General features: G+C 62.6%; 10 protein-coding genes. 6 read left to right on the forward strand and 4 right to left on the reverse strand.

All coding sequences use genetic code 11. From position 1 onward, the window contains the following. The first annotated feature begins 66 nt into the window (after positions 1-66). The 6 genes from AC07OV_RS07110 (at position 67) to AC07OV_RS07135 (ending at position 7,967) form a co-directional block, all read left to right on the forward strand. Positions 67-1,248 (forward strand): MFS transporter, encoded by a 1,182-nt coding sequence (locus AC07OV_RS07110; protein WP_495091896.1) that lies wholly within the window; start codon positions 67-69, stop codon positions 1,246-1,248. A 54-nt stretch (positions 1,249-1,302) separates the two neighbouring features. After that, positions 1,303-2,013 (forward strand): FadR/GntR family transcriptional regulator, encoded by a 711-nt coding sequence (locus tag AC07OV_RS07115; RefSeq protein ID WP_495091897.1) that lies wholly within the window; start codon positions 1,303-1,305, stop codon positions 2,011-2,013. 105 nt (positions 2,014-2,118) lie between these two features. Next, the gene (lhgO, locus tag AC07OV_RS07120) at positions 2,119-3,312 is read left to right on the forward strand and encodes an L-2-hydroxyglutarate oxidase (protein ID WP_495091898.1); all 1,194 of its coding nucleotides are present in this window, start codon (positions 2,119-2,121) and stop codon (positions 3,310-3,312) included. Between the two features lie 58 nt (positions 3,313-3,370). Then, positions 3,371-4,696 (forward strand): MFS transporter, encoded by a 1,326-nt coding sequence (locus tag AC07OV_RS07125; RefSeq protein ID WP_176998355.1) that lies wholly within the window; start codon positions 3,371-3,373, stop codon positions 4,694-4,696. 81 nt (positions 4,697-4,777) lie between these two features. Next, entirely contained in the window at positions 4,778-5,629 is an 852-nt protein-coding gene (locus tag AC07OV_RS07130) for a CAP domain-containing protein (protein WP_176998356.1), read from the forward strand. 151 nt (positions 5,630-5,780) lie between these two features. Further along, on the forward strand, positions 5,781-7,967 hold the full coding sequence (locus AC07OV_RS07135; RefSeq protein ID WP_495091899.1) for an ATP-binding protein: 2,187 nt from the start codon (positions 5,781-5,783) through the stop codon (positions 7,965-7,967). A gap of 3 nt (positions 7,968-7,970) precedes the next feature. On the opposite strand, the gene AC07OV_RS07140 is transcribed toward AC07OV_RS07135, so the two are convergent. The 4 genes from AC07OV_RS07140 to AC07OV_RS07155 all read right to left on the reverse strand — a co-directional run bounded on the left by AC07OV_RS07140 (position 7,971) and on the right by AC07OV_RS07155 (position 16,957). Continuing rightward, on the reverse strand, positions 7,971-9,137 hold the full coding sequence (locus tag AC07OV_RS07140; RefSeq protein WP_494997061.1) for a GGDEF domain-containing protein: 1,167 nt from the start codon (positions 9,135-9,137) through the stop codon (positions 7,971-7,973). A 51-nt stretch (positions 9,138-9,188) separates the two neighbouring features. Continuing rightward, positions 9,189-11,426, reverse strand: coding sequence for a 1,4-alpha-glucan branching protein GlgB (glgB, locus tag AC07OV_RS07145; RefSeq protein ID WP_495091900.1), 2,238 nt, complete (start codon positions 11,424-11,426; stop codon positions 9,189-9,191). Beyond that, positions 11,423-14,785 (reverse strand): maltose alpha-D-glucosyltransferase, encoded by a 3,363-nt coding sequence (gene treS, locus AC07OV_RS07150; protein ID WP_495091901.1) that lies wholly within the window; start codon positions 14,783-14,785, stop codon positions 11,423-11,425. The genes glgB and treS overlap by 4 nt, the downstream gene beginning before the upstream one ends. Positions 14,786-14,968: 183 nt before the next feature. Then, entirely contained in the window at positions 14,969-16,957 is a 1,989-nt protein-coding gene (locus AC07OV_RS07155) for an alpha-1,4-glucan--maltose-1-phosphate maltosyltransferase (RefSeq protein ID WP_495091902.1), read from the reverse strand. Between the last annotated feature and the right edge of the window lie 203 nt (positions 16,958-17,160).

Genomic DNA, 17,160 nt, shown 5'->3' on the forward strand with positions numbered 1-17,160 from the left:
GCGTCTTCCGCCATGTTAGGCCACGCCATAGAGTTGTGACAGTCGTGTTCACTCAAGGATTTACCCATGCACACTGCTTCACGAGGCGCCCTTGTCAGCCTGTCCCTGTCCATGTTGCTGGCCGCCTTGGGCACCAGCATTGCCAACGTCGGGTTGCCGGCGCTGGCTCAAATATTTGATGCATCGTTTCACGCCGTTCAATCGGTAGTGCTGGCGTATTTGCTGGCGATCACCGCGGTGATCGTCAGCGCCGGCAGCCTGGGCGATCGCCTGGGCCGTCGGCGTTTGTTGCTCGCCGGCTTGTTGTTGTTCGCCGTGGCGTGCGGGCTGTGTGGGTTGGCGCCGTCCCTGCCATGGCTGGTGGCGGCGCGCGTCCTGCAGGGCCTCGGCGCGGCGGTGATGATGGCAATGACCCTCGCGATGGTCGGCGACACCGTGACCAAGGAACGCACCGGACGGGTGATGGGCTTGCTCGGCACGATGTCGGCCGTGGGGACCGCGATGGGGCCTAGCGTGGGCGGGATGCTGCTCAGCCTGTGGGGTTGGCGAGCGTTGTTCCTGGTGGGCGTGCCCTTGGGTCTGCTGGCCGCTGCCCTCGCCTATTACTACCTGCCGGTTGACCGGCAGCCGGAGCATCGGCCCACGGACGAACGCTTCTGGTCACCGCTGAACAATCCTGCCCTGCGCGTCGGCCTGGTGATCAGTGCGCTGGTGGCCGCCGTGATCATGACCACCTTTGTGGTGGGGCCGTTTTATCTGTCTCGGGGGCTGGGGCTCGATCCCGCCTGGATGGGCCTGGCCATGGCGGTCGGGCCTTGTGTGGCCGCGCTGACCGGTGTGCCCGCCGGCCGTCTGGTGGACCGCCTGGGCAGCCAACGCATGACCCTCGCGGGGCTAGGCGTCATGGCCCTCGGCGCCCTGCTGCTGTCTCTGGTCAGCGGGCTACCGGCCTATCTGGGTTCGCTGGTGTTGCTGACCGCCGGTTACAGCTTGTTCCAGGCCGCCAACAACACCGCGGTGATGAGCGATGTGCAGGCCTCACGCCGTGGCAAGGTCTCGGGCCTGTTGAACCTGTCACGCAACCTCGGCCTGATCTTCGGCGCGTCGGCCCTCGGCGCGGTGTTTGCCTGGGCTACACCGGACGTTACTCGTGCGCTGCCGCAATCAGTCGCCTACGGCCTGCACGTCACCTTTGGCGTGGCGCTTGGCCTGATCCTGTTGGCGGCGGGGATACGACACAAATATTGACAAGTTAAAATCGTAACGACTATTGTCTGACAACCTGATCACCAAGGCAGTCCCATGCTTGAGCTCCAACGCCCCGATTCGCTCGTCGTCCGGGTTGTCAGTGCCATCCGCGCAGAAATCGACTCCGGCCAGCTGCCGCCCGAGTCGCGCATGCCCACCGAACAGCAACTGGCTGAACAACTCAATGTCAGCCGTTCCGTGGTGCGCGAGGCGATTGCCCAGCTCAAGGCCGATGGCGTGATCACCGCGCGCCGGGGCCTGGGCTCGTTCATTTCGCAGACGCCGGCCGGTACGGTGTTCCGCTTCCCCCAGGCCGACGGCCGCCGCCCCGACCTGGCGCAGATGTTCGAAGTGCGCCTGTGGATCGAAACCCAGGCCGCCTTGATTGCCGCCCAGCGCCGCGATGACGCCGACCTGCAGCGCATGAAAAGCGCCCTGCAGGCCATGCAGGACAACCGCGACAACTTCGAAGCCGCCGCCATCGCCGACGTCGAGTTCCACCGCGCCATCGCCGACGCCAGCAAGAATGACTACTTCGTGGCCTTCCACGACTTCCTGCGCAGCCAACTGGCCAGTGCGCGCAAGACCGCCTGGGAAAACTCCGCATCTCGCTTTGTGATCGGCTCGGCCGATGCCACTCAGGAACACCAAGCGCTTTATCAAGCCATCGCCGACGGTGACGCCTCACGCGCCGCCGCGAGTGCAGAGGCTCACCTGCGAGCTGCCGCGCGCCGCCTGAGCCTGGAGCTGCCCGCCACCCATTGATTGCTTTAAGTAGCGTGTCCCTGGACACGCCCTTTTTTTAACAAAAACATTAGTCTGACAACCTGATAAGCAGACCGAAATGTGCAACCTTAGAGACTCCGCGTAATGATCCACGACTATTGCATCATCGGCGGCGGCATCGTCGGCTTGGCCACCGCCATGGAACTGCTCAAACGCAAGCCCGGCGCGTCCCTGGTGATCCTGGAAAAAGAGTCGGTGCTGGCCAAGCACCAGACCGGCCACAACAGCGGTGTGATCCACGCCGGCATCTACTACGCACCCGGCAGCCTGAAGGCCGACCTGTGCAAGCGCGGCGCCGAGCAAACCAAACAGTTCTGCACCGAACACGGCATCAAGTTCGAGGTGTGCGGCAAGCTGCTGGTGGCGTCCAACCCGCTGGAAATGCAACGTATGGAAGCGCTGTATGCGCGGTCTCAGCTCAACGGCATGAAGGTCGAGCGCCTGGATGCCGACCAGCTGCGCCAGCGTGAACCGAACATCGTCGGCCTGGGCGGGCTGTTTCTCGACGCCACCGGCATCGTCGACTACCGCGAGGTGTGCGAGACCATGGCCGAGGTGATCCGCCGTCGCTGTGGCCAGATCTGCCTGGACCGCACCGTGACCGCGATCCGCGAAGACACCGACAAGGTCACCATCAGCACCCGCAGCGAAACCTGGCAGGCGCGCCACCTGGTGGTGTGTGCAGGCTTGCAGTCGGACCGGTTGGCGACGCTGGCCGGGGTGAAGATCGACCACCAGATCATCCCGTTCCGGGGCGAATACTTCCGCCTGCCGCCGGAAAAAAACAACATCGTCAACCACCTGATCTACCCGATTCCCGACCCGGAGCTGCCATTCCTTGGCGTTCACCTCACGCGCATGATCGACGGCAGCGTCACCGTCGGCCCGAATGCCGTGCTGGGCCTGGGCCGTGAGAATTACCGCAAGTTTTCGGTGAACTGGCGCGATGTGGCGCAGTACGCCAGCTTCCCGGGGTTCTGGAAAACCATCTGGCAGAACCTCGGCTCGGGCACCACCGAGATGAAAAATTCGCTGTTCAAGTCGGGCTACCTGGAGCAGTGCCGCAAGTACTGCCCATCGCTGACCCTCGACGACCTGCTGCCCTATGAAGCGGGCATCCGCGCCCAGGCAGTGATGCGCGACGGCAGCCTGGTACACGATTTTTTGTTCGCCCAGACCTCGCGAATGCTGCACGTGTGCAACGCGCCCTCGCCGGCCGCCACGTCAGCCATGCCCATCGGCGCGATGATCGCCGACCGCCTGTTCACCCCCACGTAACACCCGGCACCAAACGTCCATTTGACAATAACTATAAAGACTCAGAAGGAAGTAACGCATGACGGCTCCCGCCTCCATCCCCAGCACTGAAACACCCGAGCAAACCCGCAAGCGCCTGCGCAAAGTCGCCGCCGCGACCATCTTTGGCTCGATGCTGGAGTGGTACGACTTTTACCTCTACGCCACCATGGCGGCGATTGTGTTTTCGAAGATATTCTTCGATAACAGTGACCCGAAGACTGCCACGCTGATGGCCTTTTCCACCTTCGCCATCGGCTTTATCGCACGCCCGTTCGGCGGCATCCTGTTCGGCTACCTGGGCGACAAGTTCGGCCGCAAGCAAGTGCTGGTGCTGACCTTCTGCCTGATGGGCGTGTGCACCACGCTGATCGGCCTGATCCCCAGCTACGCTTCCATCGGCATCTGGGCGCCGATCGTGCTGGTGTTTATCCGCATCATCCAGGGCCTGGGCGCGGGTGCCGAGTTGTCTGGCGCGGCAGTGACGTCCTATGAACATGCCTCCCAAAACAAACGCGGCAGCCAGGGTGCCTGGCCGGCGCTGGGCCTGAACCTGGGCCTGCTGCTGTCCTCGCTCACGGTGTACCTGCTGACCATCAACGGCAACGAGTTCCTGCTGGCCGGCGGCTGGCGTATCCCGTTTGTGTGCAGCATCGTGCTGGTGGGCGTGGGCCTGTGGGTGCGCAACAGCATCCCGGAAACCCCGCAATTCAATGAGCTGAGCAAGGCCGAAAGCAAAGCCAAGGCGTCGCCACTCAAGGCCTTGTTCAAGAACGACCTGAAGGGCCTGGCGGTGGTGTTCTTCGTGGCCATTGGCTACAACGCCCTGAGCTACATCTTCAAGACCTTTTCCCTGGCCTACCTCACCCAGTTCAAAGGCGTGGACGTGCACGTCACCTCGTTGTCGGTGACCATCGCCAGCCTGATCGCCATCGTCGCCGTGCCCTGCTTTGGCTGGCTGTGCGACAAGTGGAGCAGCAAGACCGTGCTGATGCTCGGCGGGGTGTGCTCTCTGCTGTTCGCCTACCCGTTCCTGGCCCTGCTCAACAGTGGCGAAAGCCTGATGATCTACCTCGCCATTGGCGTGGGCACCGGCATCCTGGCGCCGATGATGTTTGCGCCGCAGGGCTCGTTCCTGAGCCGTCAGTTCCCGACCCAGACCCGCTCTTCGGGCTTCGGCACCGGGCGTGAAATCGGCACGGCCATCGCCGGTGGCCTGGCGCCATTAGGCGCGCTGTCGATGGTCGCGGCCTCGGCCACCCATTCCACTGATGGCGTTGTGATAATCCTCGCGGTTTCGGCCTTGCTGGTGGTGGTGTTCGCCTTGTGCGACCAGGGTCGCAAACACTCGGCATTCAAGAACTGAGGAAAAAAGTTCGGACCAACGGGTGCATGGACGCACCTACATCGCGCATCATGGGCACTTTCAAGCTCAAGGGTAACGTCCATGCGCGTTCTGTCATTGATGATGGGTCTTACGACGCTGGCCGCCAGTACGGTGTTCTGCGCCAGCGCGATGGCGAATGAAGAAAGCCAGTTAGTCCAACAAATCAATCAATACCGCAGCCAGGTACAACGCTGCGGTAACCAGGGTTCCCAGGAACTGCCACCACTGGCCAGCGACACACGGCTGGTGCTGCCCGCCACCAACGTTGGCGACCTGCAGCAGGCCCTGGCCCGTGCGGCCTACCCGATGGTCAACGTGCAGGCCATCAGTCTGTCGGGCCCCAAGGATGCGCAAGCGGCGATGAAAGCCGTACGCGAAAGCTTCTGCCGCGTGGTGCTTGACCCGCAATTTGTCGACATCGGCGTGAGCAACAGCGGCCAGGACTGGCGCATCGTGCTCGCCCGCCCGCTGCTGTCCAGCGGCCTGGGCGATTGGCAGACCGAAGGCAAGCAACTGCTCGGCCTGATCAACGCCGCCCGCGAACAGCCGCGCCAATGCGGCACCCAGGCCTTTACCGCCACCACCCCGCTGTCGTGGAACGACGACCTGGCCAACGCCGCCAACAGTCACACACGCAACATGGCCAACGGTAACTTCTTCGACCACCTCGACCACGACGGCCGCACCCCCGGAGACCGCGCCGAACTGGCCGGGTATATCGCCAAGAACATCGGCGAGAACATCGCCGCCGGCCTGGACACCCCACGCAAGGTAGTCGACGGCTGGCTGGCCAGCCCGGGCCATTGCGCCAACCTGATGAACCCGCAATTCCGTGAGCTGGGCGCCGCGTATGCGATGGACCCCAAGAGCGATGCGGGGATCTACTGGACGGGGGTTTTCGGCGCGCAATAAACGATTTTCAGCGGCCTCCACGCCACCGAAGCATCAAATTGATATCATTCGGAAAATCCCGCTGAACTGCCGGCGGGCATTCCGGTCTGTTGCTTGTCAGGCCACCCCTTCCTGGCATTGAATCGACCGAGGCACACAAGGTGTTTTCCCAATGATGAATTGGCTGCAAAGCAGCAGCGACATGGCTGAGCGGGTACGCCAGCATGATTGGGCAACCACGCCCTTGGGCCCGTTGGAACAGTGGCCCGATGTCCTCAAGACCACCGTAGCCTTGTGCTTTGCCTCCAGCTTCCCGCAGTCCATCGCGTGGGGCCCTCACCTGACCATGCTCTACAACGATGCCATGACCCCGATCCTGGGCGACAAGCCCTATGCGCTGGGGCGTCCGTTCAACGAGGTGTGGCGTGAAGCCTGGGCAGAGGTCAGCCCCATCGCCCAGGCGGCCTTCGAAGGGCATGCGACTTATGTCGAGAACTTCCCGCTGGTGATCGAACGCGGCGCCGGGGCCGAGCAGGCGTATTTTACCTTCTGCTACAGCCCGATCCGCGACTCCCTGGGCAAAGTCGTGGGCATGCTCAATACCGTCACCGAAACCACCGCTACCGTGTTTCTCACGCGCCGTCTGGCGGTGCTGGACGCCATCGGCAGTGCAGTGGCCAATGCCATCGATGCAGAAGCCATCATGACCAGCACCACGCGGTTGCTGGCCGAGCACCTGCACGTGTCGAACTGCGCGTATGCCGACATGGACGACGACCAGGACGGCTTCACCATTCGCGGCAACTGGGCCGCGCCCGGGTCACCCAGCATCGTCGGGCGCTACAGCCTGGCGTCGTTCGGCGAGCTGGCAGTGCGCCGCTTGCGCGCAGGCGAACCGCTGGTAATCCATGACAACCGCGTGGAGTTCGCCCCCAACGAAGCCGCCAGCTACCAGGCCCTCGGCGCCTTGGCGACGGTGTGCTTCCCACTGATCAAGGACGGGCACCTGACGGCCCTGATGGCGGTGCATCACAAGAACGCCCGCGTCTGGTCACCTTACGACCTGGCCTTGGTGGGCGAAGTCACCGAACGCTCCTGGGCGCATATCGAGCGCGTGCGCGCCGACGCGGCAGTGCGCGACGGGCTGACGGCCATCACCGAATTGAACGCCACCCTGGAGCAACGGGTAGAAGAGCGCACCACCGCGCTGACCCAGGCCGAAGCCGCCCTGCACCAATCGCAAAAACTCGAAGCCATCGGCCAATTGACCGGTGGCGTGGCCCATGACTTCAACAACCTGCTGACCATCATTCGCTCGTCCATGGACTTCCTGCGCCAGCCCGGGCTGTCCGAAGAACGCCGCCAACGCTACATGGGCGCCGTCTCCGACACCGTCGAGCGGGCCAGCAAGCTCACCAGCCAACTGCTCGCCTTCGCCCGTCGCCAACCGCTGAACCCGGAAGTCTTCGACGTGAGCCTGCGGGTCAAGAACATCGGCGAAATGCTCGAAAGCGTGACCGGTGCGCGCATCCACGTGCAGATTGAGCTGCCTGCCACGCCGTGTCATGTACGCGTCGATTCCAGCCAGTTTGAAACCGCTTTGATCAACATGGCGCTCAACGCCCGTGACGCCATGGACGGCCAGGGCCAACTGACCCTGCGCGTGGCCAGCGTGCCGGCCTTGCCGCGCATTCGCGGGGAGGCCGAGGTGCGCCAGCCGTGTGTGGCCGTGTCCCTGACCGACACCGGCAGCGGCATTCCCGGCGACAACGTGGAACGCATTTTCGAGCCGTTTTTTACCACCAAGGCCGTCGGCAAAGGCACCGGTTTGGGCTTGTCCCAGGTGTTCGGATTTGCCAAGCAATCGGGCGGCAACGTCGATGTGGCCAGCACCCTCGGGCGCGGCACGGTGTTTACCCTGTACCTGCCCGAAGTGGCACCGCCCATCCTGCAACCCACCGCGCTTGCCGAAGAACACGCTCCGCTGCCCGACACCGCCCTGCGACATATCCTGATTGTGGAAGACAACCTTGAAGTGGGCCGATTTGCCAACCAGATCCTGCAGGATCTGGGCTACCAGACCACCTGGGCCACCGATGCCGAACAGGCACTGGCACTGGCCGGGGCGGATGCCATGGCCTTCGACGGAATTTTCTCGGACGTGGTCATGCCGGGCATGACCGGCGTGGCGATGGCCAGATTGCTGCGCCAACGCCGCCCGGACCTGCCGGTGGTGCTCACTTCGGGCTACAGCGAAGAATTGGCCGACAGCGGCTATGAAGGCTTTGAGTTCCTGGCCAAGCCCTACTCGGCCGAGCAGGTGGCACGGGCGTTGGCCAAGTCGATGGCCCGGGACTGAGGCCTACTCCGCCACCGCCACCTGATTGCGCCCCAGGGCCTTGGCCCGGTACAGCGCCTTGTCGGCGGTGTTCATCAAGCTGTGCAGGTCCTGGTCGAGGCTGCGGGTGGTGGCCACGCCCAAGCTGGCGGTCAGGCCGTGCACGGGTTCGGCGGCCAGGCCGGAAATTGCCTTGATCAGTTGCTCGGCGATGTCGCGGGCGGTTTCCAATGAGGTGTTGGGCAACAGCACGGCAAACTCTTCACCACCCAGGCGGCCGTACACGTCGGCCTGGCGAAACGACGCGCTGATCACCCCGCCAATCTGACGCAACACCTGGTCACCCGCCTGGTGGCCGTAGGTGTCGTTGATGTCCTTGAAGTGATCCATGTCCATCATCAGCGCGCTCAGCGGCTGCTGGTTGTGCCGGCATTGGGCGTACAACAACTGGGCGTGTTCGAAGAAGGCGCGACGGTTCATCAACCCGGTAAGCTCGTCGGTCTGTGCGGCGCGGGTGGAGATATTGTGGGCGCGTTCCATCTGCCGGGTCAGGCGAAAGGCTTTTTCCAGGGCGTCAGACAATTTGCGCGTGGCGCTGACCACAAAGGTCGAGAACACCAGCACCGCAATCGCCACGCCCACTTGCATCGACGACGGCTGAAACAGCAGCCACAGCGTGCACGGCAGCAACACCAGGCCCATGGAGCCCAGGGTCATGTAGCGATAAGCCGAGTAACAGGACACCGCGCTGACCGACATGCCGACGGTAAACAGCATGACCAGCACCTGGGAGACACGGTCGTCGGTGGGCATCACGGCCAGGGCACCCAGGCCCCAGACGCCGGCCGACAGCATCAGCGTAACCCAATAGCGGCGCTCCCAACGGTCGGGAGTGCGTTCGATGTTCGGGCAGCGGAACCAGTCCATGAACATCTTGAGGCGTAGCAGCGAGGTGACCGCCAGCACCACCATCCAGATCAGCATCACCTTATGGTCGAAGCGATCCCAGCACAGCCAGCACAGCATGGCGGCGCCCAGGTAACTGCCGAAAATGGCGGCGAACGACTGACGAAACAGCTGGTGCAAACGGTCCGTTCGCACCTGCTCCTCGATAAAACAATCCTGGTCCCGCCCACGCCCAAGGCCGTTCATGAAATCCGCCTGCTTCGACTGCCACGACAAAGGCGCCATTGTGGCACCCTGCCAGTAGCGCGGACAACAGAATCCAGCACGGTAGAGCCCTTAAAGCGGTTCCGGCCGCAGAATCAGCACGCCAAGGGGCGGCAAATTCAGCGACAGCGACACCGGTTGCCCGTGACGTGGCTCATCCTGAGTAAACACCGCCCCGCCGTTGCCGTAGTTGGAGCCGGCATAGGTGTCGGCATCGCTGTTGATCACCTCACTCCAGCGCCCGGCAAACGGTACGCCCACGCCATAGGCCTCCCGCGGCACCGGGGTAAAGTTGGCGACCACCAGCACCGGCCGGCCATCCTTGCTCCAGCGCAGCCAGGCGTAGACGCTGTTGATCGCGTCGTCGCCGATCAGCCACTGGAAGCCCTGGGGCGCGTCGTCCTGCTCGTGCAGCGCCGGTTCCTCGCGGTACAGACGGTTCAAATCGCCCACCAGTTTTTGCACGCCTTTGTGCTCGGCGTATTGCAGCAAGTACCAGTCCAGTTGCTGGTCGTGGTTCCACTCGCGCCACTGGCCGAACTCGCAGCCCATGAACAGCAGCTTCTTACCCGGGTGCATCCACATGAACGCCAGGTAGGCGCGCAGGTTGGCAAACTTCTGCCAGCGGTCGCCGGGCATCTTGTCGATCAGCGAATGCTTGCCGTGCACCACCTCATCGTGGGAGATCGGCAGGATAAAACGCTCGGACCAGGCGTACACCAGGCCGAAGCTCAACTCGTTGTGATGATGGGCGCGGTACACCGGATCCTGCTGGATGTAGTGCAGCGAATCGTGCATCCAGCCCATGTTCCACTTGTAGTTGAAGCCCAGGCCACCCTGCTGGGTTGGCTGGCTCACGCCGGGCCAGGCCGTGGACTCTTCGGCGATCACCAAGGCGCCGGGCGCTTCGAGGGCGACCACGTCATTCAAGTGGCGCAAAAAGTCGATGGCCTCCAGGTTCTCGCGGCCGCCATGGCGGTTGGGCACCCATTCGCCGGCCTTGCGCGAATAGTCGCGGTACAGCATCGAGGCCACGGCATCCACGCGCAGGCCGTCCACGTGGAAATGCTTGAGCCAATGCAGGGCCGAGGCCAGCATAAAGCCATGCACTTCGGTGCGACCCAGGTTGTAGATCAAGGTGTCCCAGTCCTGGTGAAAGCCCTCCAGGGGGTTGCCGTATTCGTACAGCGCGGTGCCGTCGAACTGCGCCAATCCGTGGGTATCGGTAGGAAAATGCGCCGGCACCCAGTCAAGGATCACACCGATATCCGCCCGGTGCAGGGCGTCGACAAAGTAGGCAAAGTCTTGCGGCGAACCAAACCGCGCAGTCGGCGCAAATTGTGACAGTGCCTGGTAGCCCCAGGAGCCGCCGAACGGGTGCTCCATGATCGGCATCAGCTCGACATGGGTGAAGCCCAATTGCTGCACATAGGGGATCAAGCGCTCGGCCAGCTCACGCCAGTTGTACTGGCGCGCCACTTCGCCCGCCTCGTCCAGCTCGGCCTGCCAGGACCCCACGTGCAGTTCGTAAATGGACAGCGGCGCGGTGTGCTTCTGTTTCTCGACCCGCGCCTGCATCCACTCATGGTCTTGCCACTCGACCTGCAGCGGTTCGGCGACCTTTGACGCGGTGTCGGGAGGCAACTGCGTGGCCAGCGCTACCGGGTCAGCCTTGAGCGGCAAAATGCCGTGGCTGCCGAGAATCTCGTACTTGTAGGCCGCGCCCGGTTGCAGGCGTGGGATAAAGATCTCCCACACGCCCGACGGATGCCGCAGGCGCATCGGGTGACGGCGACCGTCCCAGATATTGAAGTCGCCCACCACCGACACCCGCCGCGCATTCGGTGCCCACACCGCAAAGCGCACACCCTGCACGCCATCGACGCTGGTCACCTGAGCGCCCAGGCAGCTGCTGAGGTCCCGGTGGTTGCCTTCGGCAAACAGGTACAGGTCCATTTCGCCCAACAACAATTGGCTGAAACTGTAGGGGTCTTCGGTGATCTGCTCGCCACCGGCCCACTGGATTTTCAGCAGGTAATCCTGGCGCGTGCTGAAGTGGCCGACAAACAAGCCCGGCACCTGGGTCGCATTGAGGCTGCCGATGGGGTCGCCACTGTCGCGTGCCAGTACCTGGACACTCAAGGCTTCCGGCAGGAAGGCGCGGATGAATTGGCCGCCCTGCTCGTCATCATGGGGCCCGAGAATCGAGAACGGGTCATGGTGTTCGGCGCGTACCAGCGCCTCGACATCTTTGGCTGCCGGTAATGCAGTCAACTTTGGTTGCAGCGGTTCTTTATGTGTAAAGCTCATGACGTCTCCCCACCGCGTGCAGTTTTCGATATAGGTGCTTGCTCACTGGAAGCGACCCCGCTGAGTAAACCGTGCAACCCTTGCAGGGGCACCGGCAACCAGGTCGGGCGGTTTTCCGCTTCGTAGGCCACTTCGTACGCGGCCTTCTCCAGGCTGAACAACGTCAGCGCTGCGTCCTGGCCGTTGGCATCCTGCCAGTCATGCGCCAGTGTAGACGTAGCTGCCTGATAAGCCTGGATAAATGCCTCGCGCGCCTCTTTGAGGTAACGCTCGGTTACCCGTCTGCGCGCCAACTCCGCTTCGGGCGAGTGATCCACGCCCTGAACATTGAGGGCCATGGCCGCCGCGTAATCAAACGAGCGCAGCACGCCACTCACATCTTTATAAGGGCTGTGCTTGCCACGCCGTTCATGTAACGGACGCGCCGGTTCCCCTTCAAAGTCGATCAGGTAGGCATCGCCCTGTACCACCAGTACCTGGCCCAGGTGCAAGTCCCCATGTACCCGGATGCGCAGCCCGCCTTTCGTGGCTTTGGCCAAGGCCTGCACGTAACGGCCTATGGCTTTTTCCCGGGCCAGCAATTCACTGACCAACGCCTGATCCGCGGGGTTCAACCGGGTTTCATGAAGTTTGAGTAATTGCAGCGCCCGGTCGAGCTGCGCGCCCACATCCCGGGCCCAGGCCTGGGTGTCCTTCGCCGTGGTCATTTCAGGCGCGAAGTCCTTGTTCGGCGTGCTTGCGCCCAAGACGACGTGCATTTCTCCCAGGCGTTGCCCCAGCAACCCGGCAAAGTCCTGCAACTCGCCAAGGGCGTTGTAGTGCTGTTCCTGCTCGGACATCGCCTCGGCCAGCTCATCCCGGATCGCCCGCTCCAGGCTGTTTTGGGTCCACGCCCACGCATCGCCCTGATTGCTCAGGTAACCCTGGGCAATCATCAGCAGGTTGTCCTGCCCTTGCCCGTCACGGCGGATCACCGACCCCATCAGCGGCGAAATATTCGGATAACCCGCCTCGGTCAGATAGGCACTCATTTCCAGTTCGGGGTGCACCCCGGAGGCCACCTTGCGGATCAGCTTGAGTACCAGGCTTTCACCCACCACCACCGAGCTGTTGGATTGCTCGGCCGACAGGTAACGCACCTGCGCCTCATCGGTCAGTTGCAGCGCCGCCAGGTGCGGTGTGGCGGCAAAGCGCAGGGGACCATCGCTGGAATCAATTACCGTACCGGTCTGCAAGCCCTGGATGACCGCCCGAATAAAGTCCTCAAGGCTGAAGGCATCGGTCACCAGCCCGACCTGGCGCGTGCGCCGTACCCGGGCCAGCGCCAACTGCTGGGGCAACGCCGTGGTGAGCTGGTCTTCGGCCAGAAACCCCAGCGGCAGTTGATAGCGGCTGACCTGGCCGTCGCTGGTCACCTCGATTTCACTGAGCAACACCGGGTGCTGCGGGTCGCCAAAGCGCACACCGTAGGCGATATGCACGCGGTCAATGGCGGCGTCCTTGCCAGCAAACCAACGGCGCTTGGGCAGCCAGGCCGGCAATGAGGTGTGCTCAAGGGTGTCGCGGCACGGCGCGTCCAGGAGTTCTTCCATACGTTTCTTCAGGACCAATGTGGTGAAGTCCGGCATGCTCTGGGCCGGCTCCACATGCCAGCTCGGCATCTGGTTTTCCGCCGCCAGCACGAACCAGTAGAAACCGTAGGGCGCCAACGTCAGCAGGAAATTTAGCTGGCCGATGGGCGGGAAGGCATTCCCGCCGAGCATCTCCACCGGCACCATGCCGGCGAAGGCCGACAGGTCCAGTTCGGCCGCCTGGGCACTGCGCGACACGTTGGCCACGCACAGGATGATCTCGGTGCGGCCGTCCTCTCCAGTGAACTCCCGGGTGTACGCCAGGATGCGCCGGTTGCTCGGCGAGAGCATTTTCAAGCTGCCCCGGCCAAATGCCTTGGATTGCTTGCGCACGGCGAGCATGCGCCGGGTCCAGTTCAACAGCGAGTGCGGGTCTTGGGTCTGGGTCTCGACGTTGACCGATTGATAGCCGTACAGCGGGTCCATGATCGGCGGCAGCACCAGGCTGGCCGGGTTGGCACGGGAGAAACCGCCATTGCGGTCGATGGACCATTGCATCGGCGTGCGTACTCCATCGCGGTCGCCCAGGTAGATGTTGTCGCCCATGCCGATTTCATCGCCGTAATACAGGGTGGGCGTGCCGGGCATCGACAACAGCAGGCTGTTGAGGAGTTCGACACGGCGACGGTCACGCTCCATCAACGGCGCCAAGCGCCGGCGAATGCCGAGGTTGATCCGTGCACGACGGTCGGCGGCGTAATAATTCCACAGGTAGTCGCGCTCTTTGTCGGTGACCATTTCCAGGGTCAATTCATCGTGGTTGCGCAGGAAGATCGCCCACTGGCAATTGGCAGGAATCTCCGGGGTCTGGCGCAGAATGTCGGTGATGGGGAAGCGATCTTCCTGTGCCAACGCCATGTACATGCGCGGCATCAACGGGAAGTGGAAGGCCATGTGGCACTCGTCGCCGTCGTCGCCCTTTTTGTCGCCAAAGTAGAGCTGGGTGTCTTCGGGCCATTGATTGGCTTCGGCCAGCAGCATGCGGTCGGGGTAATGCGCATCGATTTCGGCGCGAATCTGCTTGAGCACCTGATGGGTTTCGGGGAGGTTCTCGTTATTGGTGCCGTCGCGTTCGATCAGGTACGGAATGGCGTCCAAACGCAGGCCGTCGATGCCCATGTCGAGCCAGTAGCGCATCACCGACAGCACCGCCTCCATGACTTTCGGGTTGTCGAAATTCAGGTCCGGCTGGTGGGAATAAAAACGGTGCCAGAAGTACTGGCCGGCCATCGGGTCCCAGGTCCAGTTGGACTTTTCGGTGTCGAGAAAAATGATGCGGGTGCCGTCGTACTTCTGGTCGTCATCGGACCACACGTAAAAGTCCCGCGCCGCCGAGCCGGGCTTGGCCTTGCGTGCCCGCTGGAACCAGGGGTGCTGGTCGGACGTATGGTTGATCACCAGCTCGGTGATCACCCGCAGACCACGCTTGTGGGCCTCAGCGATAAAGCGCTTGGCGTCGGCCAGGGTGCCGTAGTCGCTATGCACACCTTGATATTCGGCGATGTCATAGCCGTCGTCGCGCCGTGGCGAGGGGTAGAACGGCAGCAGCCAGATCGTGTTCACGCCCAGGTCGGCGATGTAGTCCAGTTTGGCGATCAGCCCTGGAAAATCACCGATACCGTCGTTATTGGCGTCGAAATAGGATTTGACGTGAACCTGGTAGATCACCGCGTCCTTGTACCAGAGCGGGTCTTTGATGAAGGTGGACGGTGTGGGTTTCTTCGCCATTGGAAACTCCTGGAATTCTTTGACATTTGCCCGATGGAGCACGGTCAATGTGGGAGCTGGCTTGTCGGGTCGCCGCATCGCTGCGATAGCGGTGTGTCAGGGCCAGAAAGGCTGGCTGATAGACCGCTATCGCAGTGATGCGGCGACCCGACAAGCCAGCTCCCACAGGGGTTCTCCATCGGCTCAGGAAACGGTGATACGCCAAATACCGAACGGCATGTGCGGCTCGATACGCATCCATTGGGTCTTGCCGTACCAGGTCCAGCGATGGCCGTTCATCAGGTCTTCGCCCTGGGTCTGGGCATCGTCGGGCAGGCCCAATTCCCACAGCGGCAACTCAAAATTCGCTTCCTGGGCGTTATAGGGGTCGAGGTTCACCGCCACCAGAATGAAGTTGCTGCCATCCTCGCTGCGCTTGCCGAAATACAGGATGTTGTCATTCCACGCGTTGTACAGCTTGAGCCCCAGATGGGTGTGCAAGGCCGGGTTCTGCCGGCGGATACGGTTGAGCTGGGCGATCTCGGCAATGATGTTGCCGGGGGCGGTGAAATCCCTGACGCGGATCTCGTACTTTTCCGAATCCAGGTATTCCTCTTTACCCGGCACAGGTGCGGCTTCGCACAGCTCAAAGCCCGAATACATGCCCCACAGGCCCGAGCCCATGGTGGCCAGCGCCGCGCGGATCAAGAAACCCGGGCGGCCAGATTCGTGCAGGAAGCCTGGGTTGATATCCGGCGTGTTGACAAAAAAGTTCGGCCGGAAGCACTCGCGCCAGGGCGACTCGTTCAACTGGGTGAAATATTCGCTCAGTTCGGCCTTGGTATTGCGCCAGGTGAAATAGGTGTAGCTCTGGGAATAACCGACCTTGCCCAGCCGCGCCATCATCGCCGGGGTGGTAAAGGCTTCCGCCAGGAAGATCACCTCCGGGTGCTTGGCGCGCACGTCACTGATTAGCCATTGCCAGAACGGCAGCGGCTTGGTGTGCGGGTTGTCGACGCGAAAAGTCTTCACGCCCTCTTCCACCCAGCCCACCACGATGTCACGCAACTCAGTCCACAGGCTCGGAATCGCGTCCGCCGCATAGAAGTCGACGTTGACGATGTCCTGGTATTTCTTCGGCGGGTTTTCCGCGTATTTGATCGTGCCGTCCGGCCGCCAGTTGAACCAGCCCGGGTGCTGCTTGAGCCACGGGTGGTCCTGGGAACACTGGATAGCAAAATCCAGGGCGATTTCCAGGCCATGCTCGGCGGCGGCCTTGACCAGGCGGCGGAAGTCTTCGCGGCTGCCCAGTTGCGGGTGAATCGCCTCGTGGCCGCCGTCCTCGCTACCGATGGCGTAAGGGCTGCCCGGGTCGTCCGGCCCGGCCGTGAGGGAATTGTTGCGGCCCTTGCGGTGGCTACGCCCGATGGGGTGGATCGGCGGGAAGTACAGCACGTCGAAGCCCATGTCATGGATCATCGACAGTCGCGAGTGCACGTCATTGAAGGTGCCGTGACGGGAGGGATCGTCGGTGATCGAGCGGGGAAACAACTCGTACCAACTGGCAAATTGCGCAGCCGTACGCTCCACATCGATCGGGTACACGGTGCTGATGCTCAAGTAGGCACGGTGGTCGGCCTGGGTCATCAGGTGTGCACTGTCTTCGTGCAGGAACTGCGCGACCTGCTCGGTTTCCAGCAAGCCCGAGAGTTCATGGTGCAACAACATCAGACGGTCGCGCAGTTCGTTGTCGCTGCGCTCGGCCGCTTGCAGCACCAGGCTGCGCCCCTCCTGCAACTCCAGGCTGACCGGCACGCCGGCCTCGTGTTTCTTGCGCAGTTCGTAGCAGAAACTGGCGAAGGTATCGATCCAGGCCTCGATGCAATATTCGTGGGGCCCAAGCGCTTCGACGGTAAACGCCCCCTCCCAGCCATTGTTGCCCACGTCAGTCATCACCACGCTGTGCCAGCTTTCATCGCGCAGCGGGCGCCAGCGGATCAAGACAGCGAGCTTGTCATGACCGTCGGCGAACACCTTGCTGGTCACGTGAACCCGCTGGCCAACCACGGCCTTGACGGCAAATTCGCCGCCGTCGATCACGGGTGTGGTGCTTTCGATGGCGATCCTGGGCAACAGCAAGGCCTGGGACAGCGGCAATATGGAATCGTCTGGAGCCAGTGTTTCAGCAGTCATCGAGCATCTTCCCCTTACGCCCTGTGGACGCTCTTTGCTTGATCCGAATTCTGATACGGCGAAGCTCTCCCTGAGCGGGCCGTCATAGGTCCGAGCCCGGGCCCCGGTTAAAAGTTCAGGTGGATGTGCCGCCATTGAGCGGGGAATCAATTCGCCGCGCCGGCTGTCCACCGATAGAGCAAAGCACAAAGGAGGCCACACCG

The organism is Pseudomonas sp. GW821-FHT09A09, from assembly GCF_059418405.1.